At 57.5% G+C, this 25,854-nt stretch carries 15 protein-coding genes and 1 tRNA gene; 4 read left to right on the plus strand and 12 right to left on the minus strand.

What is annotated here, in order from left to right; translation table 11 throughout:
- Positions 1–38: 38 nt before the first annotated feature.
- From ACQRAP_RS05605 to bilR, 8 genes are all read right to left on the minus strand, one after another.
- Entirely contained in the window at positions 39–6,374 is a 6,336-nt protein-coding gene (locus ACQRAP_RS05605) for a Spy0128 family protein (RefSeq protein WP_427795102.1), read from the minus strand.
- Between the two features lie 719 nt (positions 6,375–7,093).
- Positions 7,094–7,435 (minus strand): 4Fe-4S dicluster domain-containing protein, encoded by a 342-nt coding sequence (locus ACQRAP_RS05610; protein ID WP_427795103.1) that lies wholly within the window; start codon positions 7,433–7,435, stop codon positions 7,094–7,096.
- A gap of 7 nt (positions 7,436–7,442) precedes the next feature.
- Positions 7,443–8,531 (minus strand): nickel-dependent hydrogenase large subunit, encoded by a 1,089-nt coding sequence (locus ACQRAP_RS05615; RefSeq protein WP_154516627.1) that lies wholly within the window; start codon positions 8,529–8,531, stop codon positions 7,443–7,445.
- Between the two features lie 5 nt (positions 8,532–8,536).
- Positions 8,537–9,247, minus strand: a complete 711-nt coding sequence (locus ACQRAP_RS05620; RefSeq protein ID WP_427795104.1) for an NADH-quinone oxidoreductase subunit C — start codon at positions 9,245–9,247, stop codon at positions 8,537–8,539.
- The gene (locus tag ACQRAP_RS05625; protein WP_154516632.1) at positions 9,247–9,840 is read right to left on the minus strand and encodes an NADH-quinone oxidoreductase subunit B family protein; all 594 of its coding nucleotides are present in this window, start codon (positions 9,838–9,840) and stop codon (positions 9,247–9,249) included. The genes ACQRAP_RS05620 and ACQRAP_RS05625 overlap by 1 nt, the downstream gene beginning before the upstream one ends.
- Before the next feature lie 12 nt (positions 9,841–9,852).
- Complete coding sequence (locus ACQRAP_RS05630) at positions 9,853–12,735, minus strand: proton-conducting transporter membrane subunit (RefSeq protein WP_427795105.1); 2,883 nt, start codon at positions 12,733–12,735, stop codon at positions 9,853–9,855.
- Between the two features lie 285 nt (positions 12,736–13,020).
- The gene (locus ACQRAP_RS05635; protein WP_427795129.1) at positions 13,021–13,416 is read right to left on the minus strand and encodes a helix-turn-helix domain-containing protein; all 396 of its coding nucleotides are present in this window, start codon (positions 13,414–13,416) and stop codon (positions 13,021–13,023) included.
- 454 nt (positions 13,417–13,870) lie between these two features.
- Positions 13,871–15,901 carry a bilirubin reductase, long form gene (bilR, locus tag ACQRAP_RS05640; RefSeq protein ID WP_427795106.1) on the minus strand — a complete coding sequence of 677 codons (2,031 nt, stop codon included), beginning with the start codon at positions 15,899–15,901 and terminating at the stop codon, positions 13,871–13,873.
- Positions 15,902–16,639: 738 nt separating this feature from the next.
- Here bilR and ACQRAP_RS05645 point away from each other — a divergent pair.
- The 3 genes from ACQRAP_RS05645 to ACQRAP_RS05655 all read left to right on the plus strand — a co-directional run bounded on the left by ACQRAP_RS05645 (position 16,640) and on the right by ACQRAP_RS05655 (position 20,680).
- Positions 16,640–17,314 (plus strand): hypothetical protein, encoded by a 675-nt coding sequence (locus tag ACQRAP_RS05645; RefSeq protein ID WP_427795107.1) that lies wholly within the window; start codon positions 16,640–16,642, stop codon positions 17,312–17,314.
- A 480-nt stretch (positions 17,315–17,794) separates the two neighbouring features.
- Positions 17,795–18,748 (plus strand): helix-turn-helix domain-containing protein, encoded by a 954-nt coding sequence (locus ACQRAP_RS05650; RefSeq protein ID WP_427795108.1) that lies wholly within the window; start codon positions 17,795–17,797, stop codon positions 18,746–18,748.
- 267 nt (positions 18,749–19,015) lie between these two features.
- Positions 19,016–20,680 (plus strand): C45 family autoproteolytic acyltransferase/hydolase, encoded by a 1,665-nt coding sequence (locus ACQRAP_RS05655; protein ID WP_427795109.1) that lies wholly within the window; start codon positions 19,016–19,018, stop codon positions 20,678–20,680.
- 690 nt (positions 20,681–21,370) lie between these two features.
- Here ACQRAP_RS05655 and ACQRAP_RS05660 read toward each other — a convergent pair.
- Positions 21,371–21,447, minus strand: a tRNA-Met gene (locus tag ACQRAP_RS05660).
- A 197-nt stretch (positions 21,448–21,644) separates the two neighbouring features.
- Here ACQRAP_RS05660 and ACQRAP_RS05665 point away from each other — a divergent pair.
- Positions 21,645–22,418, plus strand: coding sequence for a type III pantothenate kinase (locus tag ACQRAP_RS05665; protein ID WP_427795110.1), 774 nt, complete (start codon positions 21,645–21,647; stop codon positions 22,416–22,418).
- A 204-nt stretch (positions 22,419–22,622) separates the two neighbouring features.
- Here the strand turns inward: ACQRAP_RS05665 and ACQRAP_RS05670 are convergent, their stop codons facing one another.
- The 3 genes from ACQRAP_RS05670 to ACQRAP_RS05680 form a co-directional block, all read right to left on the minus strand.
- A complete protein-coding gene (locus ACQRAP_RS05670) occupies positions 22,623–23,132 on the minus strand; it encodes an ATP-grasp domain-containing protein (protein ID WP_427795111.1) in 510 nt (169 codons plus the stop codon).
- Positions 23,133–23,364: 232 nt separating this feature from the next.
- A complete protein-coding gene (locus tag ACQRAP_RS05675) occupies positions 23,365–24,471 on the minus strand; it encodes a serpin family protein (protein WP_427795112.1) in 1,107 nt (368 codons plus the stop codon).
- 159 nt (positions 24,472–24,630) lie between these two features.
- Positions 24,631–25,827: an ATP-binding protein gene (locus ACQRAP_RS05680; protein WP_427795114.1), complete on the minus strand. Its 1,197-nt coding sequence runs from the start codon at positions 25,825–25,827 to the stop codon at positions 24,631–24,633.
- Between the last annotated feature and the right edge of the window lie 27 nt (positions 25,828–25,854).

Raw genomic sequence — 25,854 nt, forward strand, 5'->3', positions numbered from 1 at the left:
CGCCCGGGGCCTTTTGGCCCCGGGCGCCGCCAGCGTGTCTAGCGTTTACGGATACCCCAGACCAGGGCTCCGACGCCGGCCATGGCGATAACAGACGCCATGAGCAGTGCGGCGGTCTGCTGGTCACCCGTGGTGGGCAGGAAACCCTTGACCGTCTTGACGATGTTCGTCACGGTCTTGGGCGTGCCGGGATCGGGCGTCGGCACGGGCGTCTCGGGCTTCTTGTACGTGTTGTTGAACACGATGCCCTCGACGCTCTTGTCGCCCTTGGTAAAGGCGACATTCGCCTTGAGGTTGCCCTCGCCGTCATCGGCCACGTTGACGGTCGCGGTAAAGACGGACTTGTCATAGGTCATACCGGCCTCGTCGCCCTTGACCTCGCTGATGGTGTAGACGTACGTACCGGGCTCGTCGTACTCGAACTTGTCGAAGTTGATCTTGCCGTCGGCATCGTTGGTGACCGTAGACTCAATGTCCTCGCCAACGAGCTTAAAGCTAAACTCGTCCTTCTTGAGCTCGCGTCCCTCGAGCACCTTGATGGCACCGATGGAGACCTGCGTGGGCATGGCATGATACTTGTTGGTAAAGCCAGCCGACTCAGTAGTTCCCTCGAGCTTGTGCGTCGCGGTCAGCGTGCCGTCGCCGTTGTCGGAGACGGTGGTCACGACGGTGTAGGTCGTGCCGTCATAGGTGACGCCCTTGTACAGGCCGAGCGCGTTGGGGCAAGCCTCGCGCAGCATGTACGTGTGCGCGCCAGGTGCCTCGTAGCGGATCGGGCTCAGCGCGACGGTGCCATTGGCGTCGTTGGTGCCGGTCGCGACAACCACGCCGTCCTCGAGCAGCTCAAACGTGAACTCGCCTGCTGCAAGGTCGCGTCCGGTCAGACGCTTGACCGTCTTGACCTGATCGGTCACCACAGAATCGGTAGGCGTCACGCTGTAGGTGTTGGTGAACGTGAAGGCAGCGCCGTCGTCACCCTCGCGCACGACCTTCAGATGTCCGTCACCGTCGTCAGTCACGGTGTAGGAAACCTTACGCATGGCGTTGGCGTCGTTGGTCACGCCAGGGGCGCTACCGGACTCGGTCACCGTGTAGGTAAAGGTGTGCGAGCGCGGGGCGGTGGGGGCTGCGGGCTCGGACTCGCCGCCGGACTCGTCGGCATTGGCATCAGCGTCGACGTCGGCCTCTTCAGCCTCTGCCTCGTCGGCCTCGGCTTCGTCAGCTTCGTCTGCCTCGGCCTTATCGGTCGCATCATCCGTCACGCCCAAGGCGCGGTTGAGGTCCTCGAGCGTAAAGTGGATCTTGCCAAAGTCCACGTTGCCGGCCGCGTCGTTGGTTGCGGCCGTGCGCTCGGGCATCGGGGCGCCCGCCTCATCGGCGGTCACGGTAAAGGTGAACTTACCCGTGATATCGGCCGGGGTCAGGCCCTCGGCAGCCTGGAGCTTCTTGGCGCCGGCAAGTGCGGCATCGACGGCCTCGGCGCCATAGACGTTCTCGAACACGGGCTCGGTGCCACCGTAGTCAGGCTTCGCCGTCAGAGTGCCGTCGCCGTTGTCGACGACGATGACCTTAAAGCTAAAGCTCGACTTCGCGGCAGTAATACCCTTTGCTGCGAGCGGGGACGTGTACTCAAACGCCGTGTAGTTGATAGTCCACGCAAGCTTGGCATCCGCGTCGGTGCGGATGGCGCGTTTGGCGTTTACCAGGTCGGCAAGCATCTCGGTCGTGTAATGCAGCGTGCCAAAGCTCACCTGGCCGTTAACGTTCCACGCCGTAGTGCCGTTGATGGCTTCCGTCTCACCTGCATAGGCAATACCGAAGCAGAACTCGCCGTCGGCCATCGGACGACCGGTCAGGGTCTTGGTTGCGACAACCTGAGCAGCGGTGCCCGGGTTATCGGTCGATGCGTGGTAGCTGTTGGCGAACGGGACCACGGCGCTCTCGACCTTGTTCTCGCCGCTCTTGTGGACCGTCGCATGCGTGCCCTCGGGTCCGCCGGAAACGATCGTCGTAGCGGTGAGCGTACCAGCGCCATCGTCGGCGATAGCGATCGTCACGGTGCGCACGGCCTCGTCGTAGGTGTAACCGGGCTGGCCATCGTTCTTCTCGGCAACGGTGTATGTAAAGGTCTTGCCCGCGTCAGCCTGCGTAAACTTGACCTCATGGCCAGCCAGGATGTCGATCAGGCCAACCGTTGCCTCTGCCGTTGCAGGGGACTTGTACACGTTGGCGCCCTCGTGCAGGCCGAGCGCGATGGCCGAAGCCTCGTCGGCAGGCGTCACGGTAAAGGTGAACTGACCCTCGGTCATGGGACGTCCGGAGAGGGTCTTGCTGAGCTTGAGGCCGCCGGCCGCGGTGTAGTTGAGCTCAGTGCGGTACGTGTTGGTAAAGCTTCCGTTTTCCGTGGTGACGTTGGCGGTCAGGGTGCCGTCGCCGTTCTCGGTCACGGTCACTTCGGCGGTTGCGACATGCGCGTCATACGTCATACCGGCCGCGCTGCCCGCGTTCTCGCGGATCTCGTACTTGTAGGTTCCGGCAGCCGTGTAGTGGATCTTGCCGAACTTGATGGCGGCGATGCCTTCGTTGTCAGCATCCTGCTTGGTCACGGTTACGGTTGCCGGGTCGGGCAGTGGGGTGCCCTCGGGGGCCGTGATGGTAAAGCTGAACTTGTCTGCATCCGTCCAGTCGCGACCGTCGATGGCCTTGCTCAGGCCAAAGTCGAGCTCTGTGTCGAGCGGGGTCACGCTGTAAGCGTTCTCGAAAGTTGCAGCCTTGACGTCGTCCTTCAGGACATGCTCGGCCTTGAGGGTACCGTCGCCGTTGTCAGTGATGGTGGTCTCAACGGTGTACTTGGCGCCGCTGTACGTGACGCCCTTGCTGGTGGTTCCGCCGTTGACCTCGCGCAGTGTGTAGGTGTGCTTGCCGGACTTGTCGTACTTCACGGCGTTCATCGTGATCTTGCCTTCGGCATTGTTGGTGCCGGTGGCGACGACCTTGGCGTCCTCGCCCTCGCCCTCGACGAGCTCGAATCTAAACTCGCCAGCCTTGAGGCCGCGGCCGTCCAGGACCTTGGTCGCGGTGATCTGGTCGGTGACGCTTTTCTCGACGGGCGTCACGCTATAGGTATTGGTGAACGTAAATGCCGCATCGCCGTCCGGCTTGCGGGACACCCTCAGAGTACCCTCGCCGTCATCAGTCACGGTGAAGGAAACCGTACGCGAAGTCTCGGCGTCGTTGGTCACGCCAGCGACCTCACCGGACTCGGTCACGGTGTAGGTAAAGGTGTGCTCGCGCTTCTCGGGCTTCTCGCCCAGAGCCTTGTTAAGGTCGTCGAGCGTAAAGGTGATCTTGCCAAAGTCGACCTTGCCCTTGGCATCATTGGTCACGCTCGCGTTCGCGGGCATGGGTGCGCCCTCTTCACCGGTCACGGTAAAGGTGAACTTGCCGGCAATGTCAGCCGGGGTCAAGCCATCAGGAACCTGCAGATTCTTCTTGCCCACAAGCGATGCCTCGACAGGCGCGGCAGTGTAGGTGTTCACAAACTCGTTGCCGGCATCGCCGTAGACAGCCGTCGCCGTCAGGGTACCATCACCGTTGTCGACAACGGTTACACATGCGTCAATTGCCGACACGGTGGCGCTCACGCCCGCAGGCAGCTTTCCGGTCTGCTCGGCAGCAATGTAGCGAATGGTCCACGTGGGCTTGTCGGAGCTAGCATCAACCGACGCCTTGCCCTCCTCGACCAGCTTGGCAAGCGACTCGGTCGTGTACGTCAGCGGCCCGAACTCAACCTTGCCACTCTTGTTGGTTGCATCCAGCAGAACCTCGTCGTGCCCCGCATAGCTCAGCGCAAACTTAAATTCGTCATCGGCCATCGGGCGCCCCGTGAGCGTCTTGGTTGCCTCAAGAGTCAGCGGGGTTTCCGTCTTGGCGCTATAGGTGTTCTTGAACTCGGTCTTGCCCGAGATCTTTTCAACGTCAGCCTTAAGCCCACCCGTGGCCTTAACCGCCACGGTCACCTTGAACGTGGCAACGTTCTCGCTGTAGGTGATGCCACCGGCGCCGCCCTTGACCTCGCGGACCTCATAGGTGTACTCGCCCGGCTTGTTGCAGGTGATCTCGCCGAAGTCGATAGCTGCCTTGCCATTGTCGTCCAGGTCGTCATTGGTCACGGTCGCGGTCGCGTGTGCGGGCATCGGGGCGTCATTCTCAGACGTTGCGGAGAGTTCAAACTTAAACTCGTCCGCATCCGTCCAGCTGCGGCCCTCGAGCACCTTGGTCAGGCCAAAGCTGGCCTTGGTATCCACCGTTGTCGGCGTCACGTTAAAGCTGATCTTGCCGTTGTTGCCCAGGTAGGAATTGACATGCGTCGCGGTCGCCTTGGCGGACACGTTGTTCCACTTGGGGTTAAGAACGTCGGTCGCGGTACCAGTGTTGTTGCCGCCCACACTCTCCTTGGTGGTGTGGAGCTCGTCGATAAAGGCTAGGCGCGCGGTTCCCACGCTAAACGAAAGGCTGCCGTCCTCGTCAGAAACAATAGCGCCGTCAAACTTCGCAGCGTCGCCGCCGATAAACTCGATGACGGCAGAGGCGGGCTTGGCCTTGCCGTTTTCGCCCTGCTCCTCAAACTCATCCTTGTAGTAATAGGTGCCGGTATCTGCCAGCGAATTCTTTGCAGGCTGCGTGCAGTCCTTGTCCGTGTAAATTGGGGTCTGTTTCTGGAAGTAGTAGTAGCGGTTGGTGTCGGCCGGCTCAAAGGTCGCAACCGTATTGCCCAACGCGCCGGTCTCCCACTTGTTCGCGTAGAAGTTCACGGTCTTGGTGCCATCGTCGGCAACGGTCGTATTCTTTTCGATGTAAGCCTTGAGCCCCGTGACCTCCTCAGGCGTAAATAGGTTGTCGAGCGCAACACTCTTCACGCTCGAAGCATACTTCACCTGGATGGGCTTAACGTTGTCGACCGAAAGCTTGCCGTCTACGGTCTTAAAGTGACTCAGCGGAATCAACGACGCAGGAATGTTAACCGTTACGATATCGCCCTTCTGGGGATTGTCATCACCGGCACGCTGCACGGTAATGAGCAGGTCTTTTGCCTTGCCGGTGAACTCGTAGGTGTCGGTATTGGTTTCTTTATTGACCGTCTTGCTCGCCTTGGTAAACGGCGTGCCGTTAATGACGACTTCGGTAAATCCATCAACCTGCATAAAGTCGCCCAGCTCGTCGGTAAACGTGATGTAGCCGGACTTGGTCTCGTCGTAGCCCTTATGGATTTCGGTCGGATAAGGCGCCTCCGATGTGATGGCCTGCGAGATGTCGTCGAAGACCTTCTTGAGCTCTTCGGCATTGGTCGCCGACTTGTAGTAGTCGAAGTTTTCCGCACGCGTTCCGTGAGAATTCCATTTCGTGGCATTGGGGTAGTTGCTCGAAACGGCCTGCATGAACTTGTTCTCTTGGCTTGTCTTCGAATCCTGGACGCTGGCTTTGGGATCCGCGCCATCAAAGATGCCGATAGTATAAACGGTAGCCTTGCTGTCCTTCATGCTCTTGGCGGCCGTTACGGCAGCGTTAGCGACATCCGGATTGAACTCGCTGAAGCTTGTCGGCGTGCCGTCGGTAAAGAACACAACAATCTTCTTGGCGTCCACGCGACCAGAAGTGATGCCCTCTGCCAGCTGCAGGCCATTGTCGGCGCGCGTTGCACCAGCGGGTGTAATCTGGGCAATCCTATCCTTAAGAGCTTTCACGTTGCCGCCGGAGCAATCGGTCAGGCCTTTCATTACCTGCGTGTAATTGTAGGTGTGTTCTCCGTCACGATACGTCCCGTTGCCGATATTGTCGGACTTCTTGCCCGCGAACTTAACGATTGCAACCTTATGCTGCCTATCCACGCCCTCGATACCCTCGTTTTGTTTGGCAATGGTGTCGATGAAGCTGCTGGCAGCGCTCTCCAGTGCATCGATACGCTTGGTGGAATCTCCACCGCCCATCTCACCATCCATCGAGCCAGAGGCATCCAGCACCATCACGATGTCGAGCGGCGTAGTAACCGTCACGGTTGAATTGGACGTCGAGGACATGGCCGAAAGCGTAGTCAGAAAATCCGACTCCTCGTTTTTCTCGGTTGCCTTGACCGTCTTGTCGGTCCAGATTCGGCCGACGTGTTGGGTCGATACTTTATTGCCGCTATGGCCAGCCGCCCAGATTTCCCAGCGGCCGCTGGTATCGGGATCGACGACCTTTCCGGTCATTGTCGGTCCATCCATTCCGGTGCTGGACCTGGCGTTGGCCTCGGGCAGCATGGCAAATGCCGCAGCCGGCAATACCAGCACTACGGCCAGCATCACCGCCAAGAGACCCCTCGTGTACTTACCCATCGCGTCTCCCTTCTCGCAGACTCAGGCCTTGCATCAGCCTCAAGTTACGGAATGAGACACAATTTGAGCAGGTGACACACGTTCCAGATTCGGTTTTGAGCGTGAGACAAATGTCTCACCATAGTTGAGACACGAGCGTTTTCGCAGGAAAACGGGTGCGACTCAAGATGGACGGGGCAAAAGAACCCGTTTTCCTCCGTCCTCGGGGGATCAATTGGTGGTGCTCGCCACGAAACTGGCCTATCTACTATGTTTAACCCGATGCCCCTGACCACAACCGCGTTTCATGAAAAACCGCAGGCGTTCTACCTGCGGTTTCGTTTTCGCGCTTTTTGGCATGGTTGAGGGTAGCGGCTTAAACGTAGTAGATGGGCCCATTTCGTGGCAGACGGGTCGCGCGGCAGCCCTCGCAAGGCCAAAATGATCCGTTTTCCTTCGTCCGCGGGAGATCAAGCGCTGTTACTGATATGGTGGCATTTCAAAACTATGCCAGATTACGGAGCTAAAGTCGGGGCCCTCATCCATACCCTCTATTTTTGAAAAAAGCGAGCTGTCTACCTGCGGTTTTATCTTCGTGGTTTTCGATATGGTTGGGGATTCGCAATTCAGCCCCGTAATCCGGCATAGTTTTTGTTCGCAGAGGCTTAGCCGCGCGTTCACGCGCGGGGCCGGCGGGGCATTTTTGCCCCACCGGCCCCTATTCCAGCTCTATTCCAGTGCTACTCCGGCTTGGTTTCTACCGTGGGAGTCTTGTTCGCCGCAACCGGAGTACGGGCGGTGTCCATAGTCAGGCAGTGCTTGGGGCAGCTCTCGATGCACTCGCCACACACCACGCAGGCGTACGGGTCGATCGACCAGGTACCACCCTTGCGATCGACCGCAAGCGCGCCCGCCGGGCAGCGACGCGCGCACATACCGCAGCAGATGCACACGTCCATATCGTTGACGATATGCCCGCGCAGGCGCTCGGGCGCCGCCAGCTCCTCCTGCGGATAGCACACCGTGACCGGCTGCTTGACCATAGAGCCCAAGGCCGTCTTGGCAAATGTCATCAAACTCATGCCGCGCCTACCTTTCCGTGCAACTAATGCAGGGGTCGATGGTCAGGATAATCATGGGCACGTTGGCAATGAGCACGCCCTGCAGTGCATGCGTCAGGCCCGCCAGGTTTTGCGACGTCGGCGTGCGCACGCGGAAACGGTCCAAATTCTTGGTGCCGTTACCGCGCACATAGTAGTACGCCTCGCCGCGCGGTTGCTCAATCACAACCTCGCCGCGTGCGCCATCGGCCGGCGTAAGCTTGGTGCGCCCGCCGATGCCGTCGTGCGGAATCTTGCCCACAAGCTCCTTAATGATGTCCATGGCCTGCGTGACCTCGGCACAGCGCACCTGGCAGCGGGCATAGCAGTCGCCATCGGTGGCAACGATGGGCTCAAACGCAGCCAGGTCCGCATAGGCACCGTCGCCAAACATGCGCACGTCGTAGTCCACGCCCGAGGCGCGCCCAAACGGACCGACCATCGACAGGTCCAGCGCGTCTTTCTTGCTGATCACGCCCACGCCATGCAGGCGCTCGCCGCAGCTGTTGTCGTCCAAAAACGTATGCACCAGGGCCTCGTAGTCGGGGCGCATGGCATCGAGCGTCTGGACAATGCCCGCCAGCTCGGAGTCCTCAATGTCATGCTTAAGGCCGCCGATCTCGTTAATCGACAGAATCACGCGACCGCCACACGTGCTCTCAAAGATCTTGAGAATCTGCTCGCGCAGGGTCCACGAACGATAGAACAGCGCCTCGAAGCCAAAGGCATCGGCGAGCAGGCCCAGCCACAGCAGGTGCGAGTGAATGCGCGAAAGCTCGTGCAAAATGGTACGGATATACTGCACGCGGCCGGGCACCTCGATATCGAGCATGCGCTCGCAGGCGCTGGCATAGCCGCAGCTGTGACCCACGGCGCAAATGCCGCAGATGCGCTCGGCGATGTAGCCAAACTGGTGCATGTCACGCTTTTCGGTGAGCTTCTCGAGTCCGCGGTGCACAAAGCCGATCTGCGGAATTGCCTCGATAACGCGGTCGTCCTCGAGCACCAGGTCCAGGTGAAGCGGCTCGGGCAGCACCGGGTGCTGCGGGCCAAACGGAATAACGGAGCGATGTGCCATGGACCTTACGCCTCCTTTTTTTGCTTATCGCGGGCGGCTTTGGCGGCAAGCGCCGCGCGAACCTTGGCCGCTTTCTCGGGATCCATGGCGGCGAGCTTTGCCTCCATCTCGGCAGCCTTGAGCGCGGCCTTGGCGGCAGCCTCGTCATGCTGAGCATCGGAGCCGGCAGCCGCAGCGGGCTGAGCGACGGCAGCGCCCGCAGCATCGCCAGCGCCCTCCCCCGCAGCGGCCGCGGCAGCGGCGGCCTTCTCGGCCGCAGCCTTGCGCGCCTTGGCCTCGGCAGCGGCACGGACCTTCATGGCCTTCTCGCGCGCAGCCTTAACCTCGGGCGTGATGACGCTCATGGGCTCGGCAGTCGAGACCTGGTAGAAAAAGCCCTTAAAGTCAATCTGCATGTCGGTAATGGCAAGCCCAAACAGGTCGTGTGCCTCATTTTCAAACGGGAACACCGCAGGGTAGTACGAGCTGATGGACGGAATCTCCTGGTACTGGTCGATGCCCTCAACCACCAGGTTCTCAATCGCATAGCTGCCGTCCTGCGCGATCTGCTCCTGGGCAGCACGAACGTTGATGAACGTATAGACCAAGCGATACGTGCCGTCGTCCACATTGCGCTCGGCGTGCATCTGCACAAAGCGGGCACCGGCACCCTTGAGCGCCTGGACATGCGACAGCAGCGCATCGAGCTCGACGGTGGTATAGATTGCCTTTTGCATTACTCGGCCCCCCTTGCAGCGGCGGACGCGGCGGGCGTCCCAGCAGGTGCGTCGCCAGCGGCGGGCGCGTCGCCGGCCTCAGCCGGGGCCACAAATCCGTCCTCGCCCAGCTCAACACCACCATCCCAGGTAGCGGCACCGCCCACGGTAAGCGGGTCGCCGCCGGCGCGCATCACGGCCTCCTTCTGGTCCAGGATGCCGCACGCCTCCACGATGGCGTCGATCACCGTCTCGGGGCGAATGGCGCATCCGGGCGCGTACACGTCCACGGGAATTGCGCGGTCCACGCCACCGATCACGTTGTACGCATCGCGGAACACGCCGCCCGAGCACGCGCAGATGCCGCACGCCACCACGCACTTGGGCTCGAGCATCTGGTTGTAGATCTGGCGCACGACGGGCAAGTTCTGGGCGTTGACCGACCCCGTCACCAAAAAGATGTCCGCATGTTTGGGGTTGCCGGTGTTGACTACGCCAAAGCGCTCCGCATCGAACAGCGGCGTGAGCGAGGCCAGCACCTCGATATCGCATCCGTTGCAGCTCGAGCCGTCGTAATGAATAACCCACGGCGAGCGCGACATTTTATGATCCATGGATGCCGCCTCCTAAATAAACACGTCGACGAGGATGGGCATAAGGTTGAGCAGGCCAAACACCAGCGCCACACCCCAGCCGAGCTTAAAGCAGCTGCGCCAGGTGCTACGGGCGAAGGTGTTATCGATCAGTACCTCGACAAAATACGTCATGACCATAACGACCAGGGCGACCAACCAGCTCACCGGGTTGTCCCAAACAAAGAACATGCCCACCCACATCAAAAACAGCACGGTCTCGCACCAGTGCATAAGGGTCATCTTGGCCAGCGTGCCGCCGCTCATCTCGGTGGCGACGCCCTGGACGATCTCCTGATGCGCGTGATGCGAGTACGAAAGATCGAACGGCGACTTGCGCAGTTTGATGGTAAGAACCGCGAGCAGTGCGAGGAAGATGGGCGCGCTGTACACGATGATGGGGGCCGACTGCCCCGTCACGGCGATGGAATCGAAGCTGTCGGTGGCAAGGTACAGGCCCACACTCATCAGCAAAACGGCGGGCTCGTAACTCATGACCTGCAGCAGCTCGCGGTCGGCTCCGACCTGGGCAAACGGGCTTTGCGTCGAGGCGGACGCCAGCACCACAAAGATCGCAGCGAGGGTAACCATAAAGGCGCATAACAGTGTGTTGGAACCCGACACAAAGATGCCGCCGCCCACCACGGTAAAGATGAGCGCGCACGCCATGTAGGTATCGTCCACGGTGTTTACGCTGGCAGGGGCTTTGCGCAGGAGCTTGGCTACATCGTAGAACGGTTGCAGCAGACGCGGTCCCACGCGGCCCTGCATGCGGGCGGACAGCTTGCGGTCGATGCCGTCGATCAGGCCACCAACCAAAGGCGCCAGCAGGGCAAACGCCACTGTGCCTATAAAGATGCCCACGACGCCCGAGCCTTCGAAATACTTGCCGCGCAGCACCGAGGGCTCGCCCACGGCGAGCGTATCGGGACCAATCCATACGCAGCATAGCAGCGCGAACAGGATGATGCTGCAGCACACGATGCTGCCCGCGGGGCCAATGCGATTCTCGCCAAGGGCGTCCTCCAGGTACCAATTGCGCTTTTCGGCCTTCACCTCGTGTCCCATCGAGCCGCGGAAATGACGGTAATTGTCGGTTCCCACACCCGAAAGATATACGTTTACGTGCGGTTTGTCGCTCACGCGGAATGAAGTCAGCAGCACCACGGCGATAAAAGCCACGATAACCACCATTAGATACATGGCATCCTTGCCAATAACATACGGCACGCGGCCAAACACCATGGCCAAGTAAGGCGACACCAGACCGCTCGAGATAATCGGGAACGCTACACAGCACAGAATCAGCAGCGCGGCGATAGTGTTGAGCGCTATCCATTCGGTCTTATGGACATTGCCCTCCACGTTTTCGGCCGTAGAATCCACGCCCGAGAGCTTGGCGAGCCACTTGCCCCAGAAGAAGAACGTCGCGGCCGAGCCAAAGGCCAGCACCATGATCATGAGCACATTGCCGGTCTGCGCAAACGCCACCAGGGCGCCCCACTTAGACACGAGCATGCCAAACGGCGCCACGAACATGCCCATGATGCCCAGCATCATCAGGCGCGTCAGGTGCGGCATGCGACTGAACATGCCGTCCATGTCCTCGATATTGCGGCTGCCGATATGATGCTCGGCCGTGCCCACGCACAGGAACAGCAGCGACTTTGCCACCGTATGGAACAAGATCAAGAAGATGGCGGCCCACACGGCCTCGGGCGCGCCGACACCCAGGCAGGCACTGATGAGGCCCAGGTTGGAAATGGTGGAGTACGCGAGCACACGCTTGGCATTGCTCTGCGAGACGGCCATGAGGGCGGCGAGCAAAAACGTGATGGCGCCCACGCTCGTGACCATAAAGCCGGTCACGGGATAGGTGGCGTACAGCGGGCTCAGCTTGACCATCAAAAACACGCCGGCCTTGACCATGGTGGACGAGTGCAGCAGGGCGCTCGTGGGCGTGGGGGCGACCATGGCGCCGAGCAGCCAGGTGTGGAACGGCATCTGTGCGGCCTTGGTAAGCGCGGCGATCGACAGCAAGACGACCGGCAGCACCAGCAGCGCGGATTGCGCGGTTCCGGCGCCGGAAAGCTTGATCATGCCCGAGATGGTCAGCGGTACGCCGTTGACGTGCAGGAACATAAGGCCCGCCAAAAACGCGATGCCGCCCAGCATGTTGAGGATGATCTGGGTAAAGGCGTTTTTGATGGCCTCGGGCGTGCGCGTATAGCCAATCATAAGAAACGAGCACACGGTGGTGATTTCCCAGCCGCAGAACAGCCACTCCAGGTTGTCGCTCGTCACGATGACGAACATGGCCGAAAGGAACAGGAACATAAGCGCCAGGAACTGCGGGCGTCGGTCGGGCGCGGTCTGCCCACGCAGCGCGGCCTCGTGCTCATCGTTCGCCTGGAAGTCCCTCATGTAGCCCAGGGCATACACGCAGATCAGGCTGCCGACAATGCCAACGGCGAGCACCATGATCACGCTCATATAGTCCAGGTAGAGCGGCGTGGCGGTGACGACCTCGGCCGTGGGCAGCGTCATGGCAGCGAAGGCAACCGAACCCACCAGCTGCACCACGCCGAGCACGCCGGTAAACGCGTTCCTATATTTGAACGCGTTGTACAGGATGACGGCGCACAGAATTACGTCGATGACGGAGCTGATGATCGAGAGCACATGCGAGGTGCCGGGGGCAACCTCAAAGCCCTGCGGACCCGTGCCAAAAAATAAGACGGCAACTACAACGGTCACCGCCATAATAATGCCGGAGCCTACAAGCCCTACCGCATCGCGGGCTCGGTCACTGCGCGCGAGCAGCATGCCCATCGCCGGTACCAGCGGAAACAGGGTAAGGAAATACAGTAGCGTCATACCATCACTCCCCCATGCAAAAACGCTGCAATTATTTAACGTTATAGCTCAAATTGGGGGTTCAGGCGGCCGGTTTTCGGTCAACTGGGGGTTTTAGGCGTATGGGGTAAGGGCATGTCCGCTTTGGAGCAGAGAGGCGACGCTCCCCCTATCGTAGCGGCGGGCGCACGGGCCACTGCGCGCGGTTTATTGACCACTTTGAAGGATGTCCCGATAGACTCGCGGCGGTCCAAAAAGTTGGCGCGGCAAGAAAAATGCGCCCCTGCGGACGCACCATCCCGTTCGCTATTCCGCCTTTTTAACGCGCGGTTTACGACCCCGCGGCTTATCGACCAAGGCGGCCTCGCCACCGTCGCGATACTGTCGGCACCAAGCTTTAACCGAAGACTCGTTGGGGATCTTGTGCTTGACCATGACCTCACGCACCGTCAGACCATGTTCCAAGCGGTCCTTAACCACGGCAAGCTTAACGTCAAACGAATATGTGTGGTGATGAGAGCCCGCATTGAGAACGGCGTCGGCGCCGCCCACGGCATACGCACGGGCCCACTGACGGGCTGTGGCCTGGGGGATGCCAAGCTCTGCGGCGAGCGCGCGATGGCCGACCCCTTCTTGGAGGATCTCGACAGCACGCTGCCTAATCTCGGGCGCATGCGTGCGAGTCCTTGTTGTTTCTGACATACCTGCCACTTCTACTTCTTAGCCTTAAACGTTAAATTGCTTTCTTACGCGCAAGTTAGATAGTAGCATTTTACTGTTTGCTCAAAGCAGTTAATTAAAATAGACGCGGCGCTATCTGGGAATTTGACACCAATTTACGACATTTCTTTATTGATTATTTACGCTGGTAACTAGCTCGCAGCTAATCGTCATTCGCTTGCCAGCAAAATTGGCATCTCTTTATATCCTTTGGAATAGAGGATATGATTATTAACCCCTCCTCCAATAATTTTGAGCAGCCTGCAAGGCAGTAGACGCCTCACTCCCCATGATTAGCGCGCATTGCCGTCCACCGGGGCAAAACAAAAAGGGCGGGACCTGCTGCGCTTGCAGGCCCCGCCCCGATTGACACCCGATGGGACGCGGCCGGGCGAGACAGATCCGTGCTACCGCCCCGCCTGGCCGCGATGTTCAACTACAGCTCGTTGGCCGCGTGATATGCCGTGCGAATGGCGTTCGCAATGTCGGCGGTGCGCTCGCCCGAGCAGTCGCCCACACAGGTCACGGGCACCGTAACGCCATCCAAGTCAAACGCGTTGGCCTTGGAACCGACGGCCATCACCACGTAATCGCAGGCGATCTTCACCGGCTCCTCGGCGCCGTCATCGGCAGTGCGAATGGCCTCCACGCCCTCGTCGGTAATGGCGGTCAGACGGGTCTTCACGTGCTGCTCCACGTTGTGCTCTGCAAAGTCGCTCATAATCAGCGGCAGAATGGTCTCGGACTCGCCCGCGGCAATCTTGTCGAGCATCTCCACGATCGCCACTTCGCAACCGTGCTGCAGCAGGTACTCGGCAGTCTCGGTGCCCACCAGGCCACCGCCAATGACGGCGACGCGGCCCGTAAGCTCCACCTTGCCGGCCAGCACGTCCCAGCTCGAGACGACCTTCTTAGAATCGGCACCCGGAACGGGGATGACCACGTCGTGCGCGCCCACAGCCACAATCGCGGCGTCGGCGGCGTTGAGGTCCTCAGTGGTAGCGGCATGGTTGAGCTCAACCTTCACGCCCAGGCCGGGCAGAATCTTCTCGTAATACTCGACCGAGCGCATGATCTCGTCCTTGCGCGGAGGCGCGGCCGCCAGCACAATCTGGCCGCCCAGATGATCGCTCGCCTCGTAGACGGTCACGTCGTAGCCGCGCTTGACCGCCACGCGCGCGGCCTCCAGACCGGCAATACCGCCGCCCACAACGGCGATCTTCTTGTCGCCCACGCCCGGCTTAATCGCGATGGTGGCCTCGTCGCCGTTCTCGGCATTGAGCACACACGAGATGTACTTGCGGTTTTGAATCGCATCGACGCAGCCCTTGTTGCAGTTGAGGCACTCGCGGATGGGTTCGCCCGTGGCGGCCTTCAGCGCAATGTCGGGGTCGCACATGAGCGAGCGGCCATAGGCGACGATATCGGCTGCGCCGTCTTCCAGGATCTTCTCGCCAGCCTCGACCGAGACAACACGGCCCACAGTCGCCACCGGCACGGAGACCAGGGCCTTGACGCGCTCGGCCACGGGCAGCGTCCAGTTGTAGGGCATGGCGCCCATGGACGGAATGGTATCGCCCATATTGCCGGTGTGGTTGGCCTGTGCAACCTGGATCATATCGATGCCCGCGCCCTCGAGCAGCTTGGCGAACTCGCAGGCCTCGTCGGGCTGCAGGCCGCCCTTGCCACGCGGCGTGCCATCGGGGTTCTCCATGATCACGGGGAGCTTATACTCCACCATCAGCTGCGGCGCGGCTTCCTTGATGGCAGCGACGACCTCCAGCGCGTAGCGAACGCGGTTCTCAAACGAGCCACCGTACTCGTCGGTTCGCTTGTTGAGGATCGCGGAGCACAGCGAACCCACCAGGCGGTCGCCGTGGACCTCGATGGCGTCGATGCCGGCCTGCTGCGCGCGAGCAGCCGAGGCGGCGATGGCCTCCTTGATCTGGGCGAGCTGCTCTACGCTCGCCTCGTTCACAAAGTGCTGCATGTCGTGGTGCAACTTGGCATATGCCTGCTTGCGGATCTCGTTGGACTCGGCCATCTTGGCGGCAAAGGTCTCCTCGTCGCCGGTGGCCTTGGCCTCCTGCGCGGCTTTGGCTGCAGCCATGGAGCCCATGACCATGCGGCCGACACCGGGCACGTCGTACTCGGGGTGGAACAGCTGCAGCGCGACCTTGGCACCGTGCTTGTGGACGGCGTCGGCCAGTGCCTTAAACGTGGGGATCTGGGCGTCGGTCGCCAGCTTGGGCGTGGGGCTTGCGGTCATGACGGGAGCGACGTCGCCGATGACGATGTAGCCCACGCCGCCACGGGCCAGGCGCTCGTAAAAAGCCAGGCTGCGCTCGCCGATGGAACCGTCGCGCTCCTCATAGCCGGTGGTCAGCGGCGGGAACATAATGCGGTTCTTGAGCTCAAGGGGGCCAACCGTAATGGGCTGGAGCAGCTTGGACGCAGGTGCGGTCATGGACATTCCTCTCTTGTAGACGCGGCGGCGATGGTGCCGCGTAGTTGTTTAGAGGATATGGCATGGGGGTACAGCGGCACAACGAAAATCGGCGGATAGCAGGCAGCGGCAGGCGGATGGGGCGGGGCGGCCCGTCGGTTTGTCTCAATCTGTAACAGCTACCCAGCAAAACCGGGTCTTACTGTTACAGATCGAGATATTTCTCTCGACCCATCCTCAACAATCTCAATCTGTAACAGCTAGACCCGCTTTTGACCCCTACCTGTTACAGATCAAGACAAACGGAAGCGTTCCGTCGGAAAATCTCGATCTGTAACACCTACAGGCCAAAAACGACCCCAGATGTTACAGATCGAGACGAACAAACTCGGTCCGACCAAACATCTCAATCTGTAACATCTAGACCGACTTTTGGCCTCCACCTGTTACAGATCAAGACAAACGGCAACTGTCCGTCCGAATATCTCAATCTGTAACAACAACTCGGCAAAATCCGTCCCTCGTGTTACAGATCGAGACAAACGGAGCCCCGCTCGCCGGAAATCTCAATCTGTAACATCTACAGACCAAAATCGGACCCACCTGTTACAGATCGAGACAAACCCCAGCAGCAACACCGTCCCCGTTCGAGGAAACGACCGCCACACTCACCTTTTTAAACAACCTAATACTGCGCAGCCTGCGATAATAATTTGGTCACGCGTCGACTACGGCGAAGACGCGGCAGAGGGGACACCCATGCAACCGAGTACCACCGATAGGTCCACCGCAAAGCAAGCGCTGCTCGAGGCGCTCTTGAGCGACGCGGGGCTCAAGAACCTCACGCAAACAGCCTCTACCGTTATGGGCAACCCGGTGCTCGTCGTCGATCCCGTCTACCGCTATGCCGCCCGCGGTGGCTTTGAGCTCGACGATGCCGACGACCCCCCCTTTGCAGCCATCACCCGCGCCGAGCTCTCCGAAGGCGATATGCTGCAGGACGAAGCCGTGCGCTACATCATCGAACGCGATCTAGACGAGAAGATTGCCCGCTCGACAGGCCCGCTCACACGCTATAACGACATGTTCTGCCTCAACACCATGACCGGTGCGATCAAGGTTCACGGCACGTGTCTGGGCCGGGCGATGATGATCGAGCGCAATCTCATGCGAATCCTCCTTTATAGGGCTCTCGGACGAGCCCGGGTTTCATGCGAATTGCATGCGTATCGACAGCCATACTTTCGCTCGAAAACAGGCTCAAAACCATGTGCAGGAGCACCGATGTTTGCCCATAGCGACCATGGGCTTTGTGCGGATGAACCATGCGTTTGGGCAACGCTTTCGAGCGCATGGTCCTGGCGCCATACGCACAAAGGGGGGCGGTGTGCCTTATGGCACCCGCCCCTGATAATCGAGTTTTCTTATGTTTAGTCCTATAAACAGTCCAATATCTTTAGGCAAGATTACCCCGACGACGCTCATCCTGCCTGGAAGGCCAGACTCCACCCGCCCGCTCGATGGGATGAGTCCGCGCATCACCTGGACTCTCTACGCCTCCAATGGATCGGTAGCCTCTTACGAACACTTTCAAAAGTATGACAAGAGAAAGAAAAGTCCGTAGATTATGCATCTTTAGATTCGTGAAAAAGCGCATCGTGCCCGTCAGCGGCGACACACCGGCCTTCGGGACGCCTGAAAGCTACTGGGCACGGCGGCGATGTTCATAGCGAATGATGCGGACGCTGCAACTGGTATTATATGACGTACTATTGAAAGGATGTTGAAGAGGTTGCGGGAAAAGACTTGCTTACTAGAAGCAGAGCAAGGAGATCCAGAAGACGGATTGCGGATAAATGATATGAATTAAATAGGGCACTGCGCGCTATAGAAGGAAAAGGGTGGTGGGTCCTGATGCTGGTCCTGTCTGCTGTTTTAAGTTTATTAATAAAATCTGGCTGTGTAATCTGTGCAGCCCTTTATTTAATCCTCTATATCGGAGGTCAAAAGAAGGAATATCTGTATATCGCTCTGTTTATGTTAAGCCAGTACTTGATTGAGCTAATAGTTCGAGGATACGAAATTAGTTCGCCCCTTTATTATTACTTTCATAATTTTTTTTCGGTGCCCGTAGTAATCAAGTCGCTATTATATTTCGCCTGCGCCTTTCTCATATGTCATTTATTCAAGGGGGCTGTTGGAGGGTCAAAAACGTGGATATTGACATTGGTGGAAGCGCCATTGTTCATCTGGCTCATTATGTTCCCTTTGTTAAAGGTGCGTACAGGATTCTTGTATATTTGTTATTTATTGCCATTCCAACTTCTGGTTATCGTACTAGCCTTTATCGGTAGCAGGTCCTTTGGCAAAACAGTGCATAAGAGCATGTTTTTAAGGTTAGATATGTTCTTGCGACTGGTTGGAATCCTGGGATTAATGACTGTCTTTGAGGATATTCTTACGGGGTTACATTATGGGCTAAATAATGATGTTGCAAGCCTAGTAACTAGCGGCGCGATTCGAAGCCGCAATTTTGGCGAAAGCGTCTCCCAGATAGTTGTTGCCGCATATCTTATTGTTGTTGCGGCGCGTTTTTTTGTTGACAAGATCACAGTGAAACCGATTAGCTATGAAGCCATGACAGGAGAGCTTTCGGAAGAAATCATAGACGCCTATGCGACATCTATTGGCCTTAGTCTCAGAGAGCGAGAGATTCTGGGATTCTTGCTCAAGGAGAAAAGCACACAGGAGATATCCGAACTGTTGTTTATTTCGACTGGCACCGTCAAATCTCATACACATAACATTTACCAGAAGGCCGATGTTAGCAACAGGATGCAGTTGCTGCAGAAAATCAGATGTTCATAACGTTGATTACGTTGATTACGTTGGGCTAATCAATATGAATCCCACTTCCTTTTGTTTATACAGCTTAGCGCTTTATGAACCCTGGTTCATAAAGCGCTAAACCAGGGTATAGGCTAAGATTGAACATATTTATCGAGACCAGTTCATGTGAAAGCGGATCGGAAAATTACATAATTTTGTCATTAGGTTGTCGGCAACGAGGGGCCTCTGCTTTAGCCATCAAGTTATCGGCAACACGGAACCTCTGAAAGAGAAGGTGACAAGATTATGAGAAGAAAGATAGCCTGCGTATTGTGTTGCGCCAGCCTATGTTTAAGCATGGTGGCAGGCCCAGGATGTTCTGCAAACAATACGCAAGGTGGGTCATCAGACGGCACGCTGGCAAATGCCGGATCAACTTCTGAAAACGAAGAGTTTGACGGGAAGTTCGATGCAACCGTCAACGCAGGAAATGCGCAAGAAGTTGTGTATGTAAATGGCTCCTGGTTTGACATGGGAAAGCAGTATGGCTTACAGCAAAAGGATCAGTTAGAAAGTAACTGGACAGCTGTAATGGCTTCAATTTATGCAGAGGCAGACGATGCCGCATATAACGAAGCCATGGGTAAGATTCTGAAACATTATGAAGAGGATGATCCATCTGTATTTAATTTCTTGTCGGGAGTAGCTGAGGGGGCAGGAGTCTCAAAGGAAGATGCAGTAGTTGCAGTTATGGGCTCATCTGTTCTTAACTATGACCTCATGATGCATTTTGATCCAGAGAGCTCAAATGATCCAGAGCGTTCAAAAACATGTATGAATGTATCTGCTTGGGGAAGTATGACTCAGGATGGTCATCATCTTGGAGCCGCTAATCTTGATGCAGTCAGCACAACACCCGCCGCAATGTTCTCGAGCATGGTTTCTTATCCGAAACATGGCAATGCAGTCATTGCATCAGGTGGATTGCAGGGAAATGCGTTCATGAACTCTAAGGGCCTTATTATTACCTATGCCGGAGGACCTACGGCATCGCCAAGCGATGATGCTAAGACAATCGATAGGGAAGGCACCTTCCTCGATACTTTGTTTGCTTATTGGTACACAGCCACAAAGTGCGATACGGCAGACGAAGCAGTCAAAATGCTCACGAAAACTGAGTGGATTCACACGGGTAACATCAACGTTTCCGACAACAAGGGAAATGCGTATCTCATCGAGCAAAAAGATAATGCATATGTAGTGCGCAAAGCCGGTGACTACGGTGAGACGGACTATCTAATTGCAGCGAATCATTTCAAGGATGAGCTCTGGATGAATGATTCATATGAGGCATATCCGGATAGCGTGCCAAGAGCCAATACTCTAGAAAAGGTTATGCAAGACGAGAGCGGCAGCGTTACCCCACTCACGCTCGCGAACGGACTCGGAAGCATTCGTTACTATGACGAGGGCAAATGGAGTGAGGAAAATTGGGACTTCGGTGGTTTCTATCAGTTCCACTCTCCAGAAGGCGATGACATAGAATTCAAGACGATTTTCAGGACAATTTTTGATGCAACTGATCAGGAAATGTATGTCTTGAGAGGTCATGACGAGAAATTCCGTTCAGACGTTCCCTATGGTACAGCTAATTACTACAGGCTTACTCTCGGAAAGAACATGCAGGCCACTAATAAGAGCGCAGAAGTCGACGCGCGTATTGCGGTAAGAAATGCAGGAGCTGAATTGTATAAGAAGGGCTCAGTGGATGACGAGTCCATGGAGTATTACAATAAGGCTGCTGAGGCGGTGCACACGGGATGCAATTACACCACTATGGCTGATTGCGCCAATGCGAAAGGCGATAAGGAGCAGGCTGCGATTATGTATGGCCTTGCTACTTCGCAGTTTGCCAATGCTCAGCGATACGCACAGGCATCTTATACTACTGAAAATGTAATTATTCAATAATCTTGCGTAACGCTCAGCTCGTCATTTAAAGAAAGCGGAAGTGATCTCGAACCCTCCCTAAAGATAACGCTCGAGATCACTTCCAAGATGTACCATCATGCCGATCATCTCGGCATGATGGTATTTTTCGTTTATTCGCACTGCCAGGCTTTGTTAGTGTCGGAAAAATTTAGCCAAATATAGTCGGCCGAGATTGACCAATCCCGGCCGACCCATTTTGGCCAACACGCCCGCATCTATGACTTTCCTATCGCATTCCTACATCCCCTCGGGCTGGATCCCCCTCACCTTCACCGCCTGGGGGACGGCCTCCACCGAGTACGTGTCGAGCCCCCTGCCGCGGTAGCTCGGGCCCCGCATCACGAACACCGACGCCTTTTCGAGCAGCCTGTCGAGGGCGGCGTGTTGGCGCCACCAGCGTAGTGGCGGCGGGGAGGCACGGTGGCCATTATTCGGTGACCGGGATTGGTCAAAATCGGTTGACTATTAGCGGCTAAAATCGCCCGGCGCTAACAGCTTTCCTGCGCCTGACCCGGAGTTTTGATCGCGGAGGCCGGATTCGAACCAACGACCTCCAAGGCGCAGAGATTGACACGGGGGATCAAAATGCCCGCGCAGCAACTAGCCGCCGTGCTATTTATCCAAAGAAAAACAGCTCAGAGAACAATGCCTCTGAGCTGCTAAAAGTCTTGGTCGCGGGGGCAGGATTTGAACCTACGACCTCCGGGTTATGAGCCCGGCGAGCTACCAGACTGCTCCACCCCGCAATGTCTGGGCGCCTCATGTGCGCAAGAAAGAATACTACTCGGGAGTTCGGTGGACGGCAAGGAAATTCTCGTAGAGCATAATTCCTTCATATTTAAAACCCCTCAGCCCATATCACCGTAAACGAATCGCAGCCGAGCGCCGTCGACAGCACGTATACAATGGTGCGCGTCCTTTTATGCCGAAACCGGGAGTAGACATGCTGCTCGCTATCGATATGGGAAACACGCAGACGGCCATGGGCCTGTTTGACGGAGACGAGCTGGTGCAGTCGTGGCGCATGCCCACCGACCGCTCCTATACCGCAGATGAGATCCATGTGCGCCTGATGGGTTTTTTTAAGATGTACGGCCTTTCGCTCGACGCGGTCGACGCTATCGCCTTTGCGGGCGTGGTGCCGCAGCTCTCGCGCGAATGGCATGCCGTGGCCAACCGCATTGCCTCAGACGCCATCGTCATTGGGCCGCAGACGGCCGCCGTGACCAAGCTGCGCGCGGCGCGTCCCCAGGCCGTTGGTGCCGACCGCGTTGCCAACGCCGTTGCGGCCGAGACCTTCTACGGCGCACCGGCGATCGTGGTGGACTTTGGCACCGCAACCAATATCGACGTCATCGATGAGGACGGTTATTACATTGGCGGAGCGATCGCGCCGGGCATCCGCATCTCCATGGATGCGCTTGCCGCCCGCGCCGCCAAGCTCGCCAGCGTGCCGCTCGAGGCGCCCGAGCACGCCATCGGCCGCGATACCGAGGAGTGCATCAAGGTCGGCGCCGTGGTGGGCACTGCCGCTATGGCCGAAGGCCTGGTCGCGCGCATGAAGCGCGAGCTGGGCCGCGAGGATGCCACCGTTATCGCCACGGGAGGCCTCGCCGGCATCGTCGCCGATTCGACCGATGCCTTCGACGTGGTCGATGGACAGCTCACCATTAAGGGTATCTGCGAAATCTACCGCCGCATGCAGGAGCTGGGGTAAGACGGGGACCGGAGCCAAGCGTGAGCACTGTCTTATCCCCTCAGTTTCTCTGACGCACGGACTAGGTGACTCTAGTTCTCCAACCCTTCCGTGAGCCAGTTCAAGGGACTACGTTTCATCAAAACAGAAAGACCGACACAAATGCGACAGCGTCGCTTTCGTTTCGCGACGCCGCCCCCTAGGCAAACACGGCGTAGTGTTGCACTAGGTCCGAATGCCAGACGCACAAGCCCGGCCTCCGTCCGCATCCCGCCTTTCGAGGGCATCCGCAAGCACTTGATAGTAGATAACCGGATCCTGCGCCGCAGCGAGGCCCGACACCTGCCCGTCGCCGGTCTCCACCACAATCCAGGTTCCATCCACTCGCCCCGCAAAGTCCACGGTGTAGTAGGGGCTCCCAAGATTTGAGCACGCCAGTACAAGCTCCTCGGGCGGCTTCGCAACATTGGTCGGCTGATTTGAATTCCGGCATACGTTGAGGAGATTCCCGTCGAGATAGAAAGCTCTCCATTCATTCGTTGCACCACCGTAGCGGGCCAGATCAACGTACTCTTTGCAGACAATACCGACCGTGAAAAGGTCCCCGCGGAGCTTGACGAACTCTTTAACAATCCCGTCCATGCGCTCCTGGCTCACGGGAGTGTGAAAGCTAACGGGAAACCTCGTCCCTTTGACCGACTTTGCATAGTCCTTGACCATAAACTCCGTGAACATGCGGTTGATTACCACCGCATCAGCCCGATGGCCTAGAAAAGCAGAGCGCAAGCTCTCCACGCTCCTCGAACAGTTCCAGATCGAAAAGCCCCACGTCAAGACGCCCCTCAGCACACGCAGACTCATATTCGATACGCATCAACCCATCTGGAACTATCTTTTCAAAATAGTCAGCTGGAAAGAGTACGTTGGCGACCCTTGGCATAGCAGCCCCCCTTCGCAAATCTCAACCTCACCTTTCTTGCACGTCCACCGACGGCAGCGCGACGCTTGCCACAAAGAGCGGTACGCCGGTGCGAGACACGAGCGCTGCATAGAAAGGCCTGTCAAGCGTTATCTTGCGCGGCTCTGGCGGGTTCTCCGGCGGAAGGCCCGCGACAGCGACCATCACCGTGTACGCGCCGGCCTCTACGCCGTTCTCATCGACAGCGAACTTCGCGCCATGGACAATCTGCGTTGGAGTCCCCTCTACCCCCACCATAGGTGTAAGCTCCATCGCAGTTGCCGTAGAGACGCCGGCGGCCTTTAGCAGCGAGCAGACGTCCGAGAGCGTCGACTCGCATTCAAAGCGAGGAATCCCCAGGTCGACGGGCTCCCATTCTCCCTCGCCTTGAGACAGACGCTCGAATAGCCCAAGCGCGTCATCAACATGATCATCCTCGCCGCTCGGAAGAACAAAACACACGCCGGCATCGGAGCTGAGCGGCAACAAGAAGGCAACCCTGCCGTTCTCGACGATCACCGCGCAATCGCGCTTGCCACGCATAAACGCTGCTTGAACATCGCCGCTCTTTGCATGGAAGGTCTCAACTTTGGTCGATTCACCATCAAACGGATCCGCCCATGCATCCTTCATGTAAAGCGCACTCACAAGACAGGCAAGAGCCACTGGTGATAACTCGATGCTTGGCGACAGCAGGCCGTGAGTTTGTTCGGCTATCCAATCGGTCACCCGTTGGCTAACGCGCGGATCGGCCAAGTCATCGATTGACACATGCACGCTGCATTTGTCGCACTCGTGCAGAAACGCCTCCGATGGGCTCGCGGACCTGGAAAGCCAAGCTGCCGTTGCCGAGCTCGCATCATAACCGTCATAGCCCCAGTTCCGCTCCAGCTCGATGCCGAAGGGATCACGCTCGCTAAACATGTCGCCATCGCCCAGGAGCATGTCGAGCTCCCGACTTGTGGCGCCCGAGGCACCCTTTCGTACAATCGTCAACAAGCTCGCGACGCACGCAGGCGACCAAACCCCGTTCTTGCCTTGAGCGAGTATTTTCTCGGATAGGGATTTTGCAACCCTCCATGCCTGTGGACACGCCGAATTTGCTTTGTCAGTCATAGTCTGCTCCCATCGTTAGGATATAAACTATTATTTCGCACGGCGCGGACACAAATCTCGCACCGGAAAGGCAGCCCAATGGTTTTCTAAGAGGCTCAAAGCCTTTCTATTCCTCAAAAACGAAAATTTTTCAGTTTTGAGGAATAGGCTCGATGCACGCTACGCCTCGCCGCACAGCCACCTCGCCAGGTCCACGATCTGCACTCCGTCGCGATCCGTGGCCTCGTGATGCGTGCGGGCGAGAATCATCTTGGGATACGCATCGCCAATGCTCAGCAGTGGCGAAATCTCGCGTTCAAATGTCTTATCCGAGCTGATGTCGTCGCTCACCTGAATGTAGAGCTTCTCGCTTCGCTTGATTGCTACAAAGTCAATTTCCTTTTTATAGAGTACGCCGACGTATACCTCATATCCGCGGCGCAGCAGCTCGATGGCCACTATGTTCTCGTATACGCGCCCCCAATCCATATCACGTGTACCGAGCAGCGCGTATTTGAACGCGTGGTCCGCCAGGTAATACTTCTCGCCGCTCTTAAGGTATTTCTTGCCGCGAATGTCGTATCGGCGAACTTTATAGAAGGCAAACGCATCGCACAGGTACCCCATGTACGCACCGACCGTCTTGTTCGTAATCTTTAGTCCATCCGCATTTAATGCATCGGTAATGTTGCGTGCCGACGTAATGTTGGAAACGTTGTCCATCATGTAATCGGCAATGCGCAGCAGCGCCGATTCGTTTCTCACGTTATGCCGTTGCACGATATCTCTCACAATGAGCGTCTTAAAGACGTTGGAGAGATATTGATAGCGCTGCTCCTGCAGTGGATAAGGGTAAGAGCCAGACATACCGCCGGTTCTCGCATACCCATCGAAGCCACGGTCGACCTCGCCCTCGTCGCCATAGAGACGATACTCCTCAAACGAGAATGGGAAAACCTCGATCTCGAACGTGCGCCCCGTAAAGAGCGTCGACAGATCGCTCGACAGCAAAAAGGCATTCGATCCGGTAATGAAGATGTCATAATGCTCGGATGCGTGAAGGCTGTTGATCGCACGCTCAAAACCTTCGCACATCTGAACCTCATCGATAAGCAGAAAGTTTTGTTTGCCGGGCACCCGATGATCTTTTACATAAGCGAGCAACGCGTGATACTCGAGCAGGTTCTCGAACTCATCGAGGTTGTAGTTGATATGGATGACATTCGAATTAGGCAGATTTGCCTCCACGTAATCGCGGAGGGCCTCGAGCAATTTTGATTTACCGCTGCGGCGGATGCCCGTGATGACCTTGATATCCGGCACGCCAATAAGACTCGTCAACGTGTCCATATATGACGCTCTATTGATGAGTTTCATCGGGGCCTCCTCGCGGTCTTTTATCTC

The organism is Collinsella sp. SGI.180 (assembly GCF_050313455.1).
GTDB lineage: Bacteria > Actinomycetota > Coriobacteriia > Coriobacteriales > Coriobacteriaceae > Collinsella.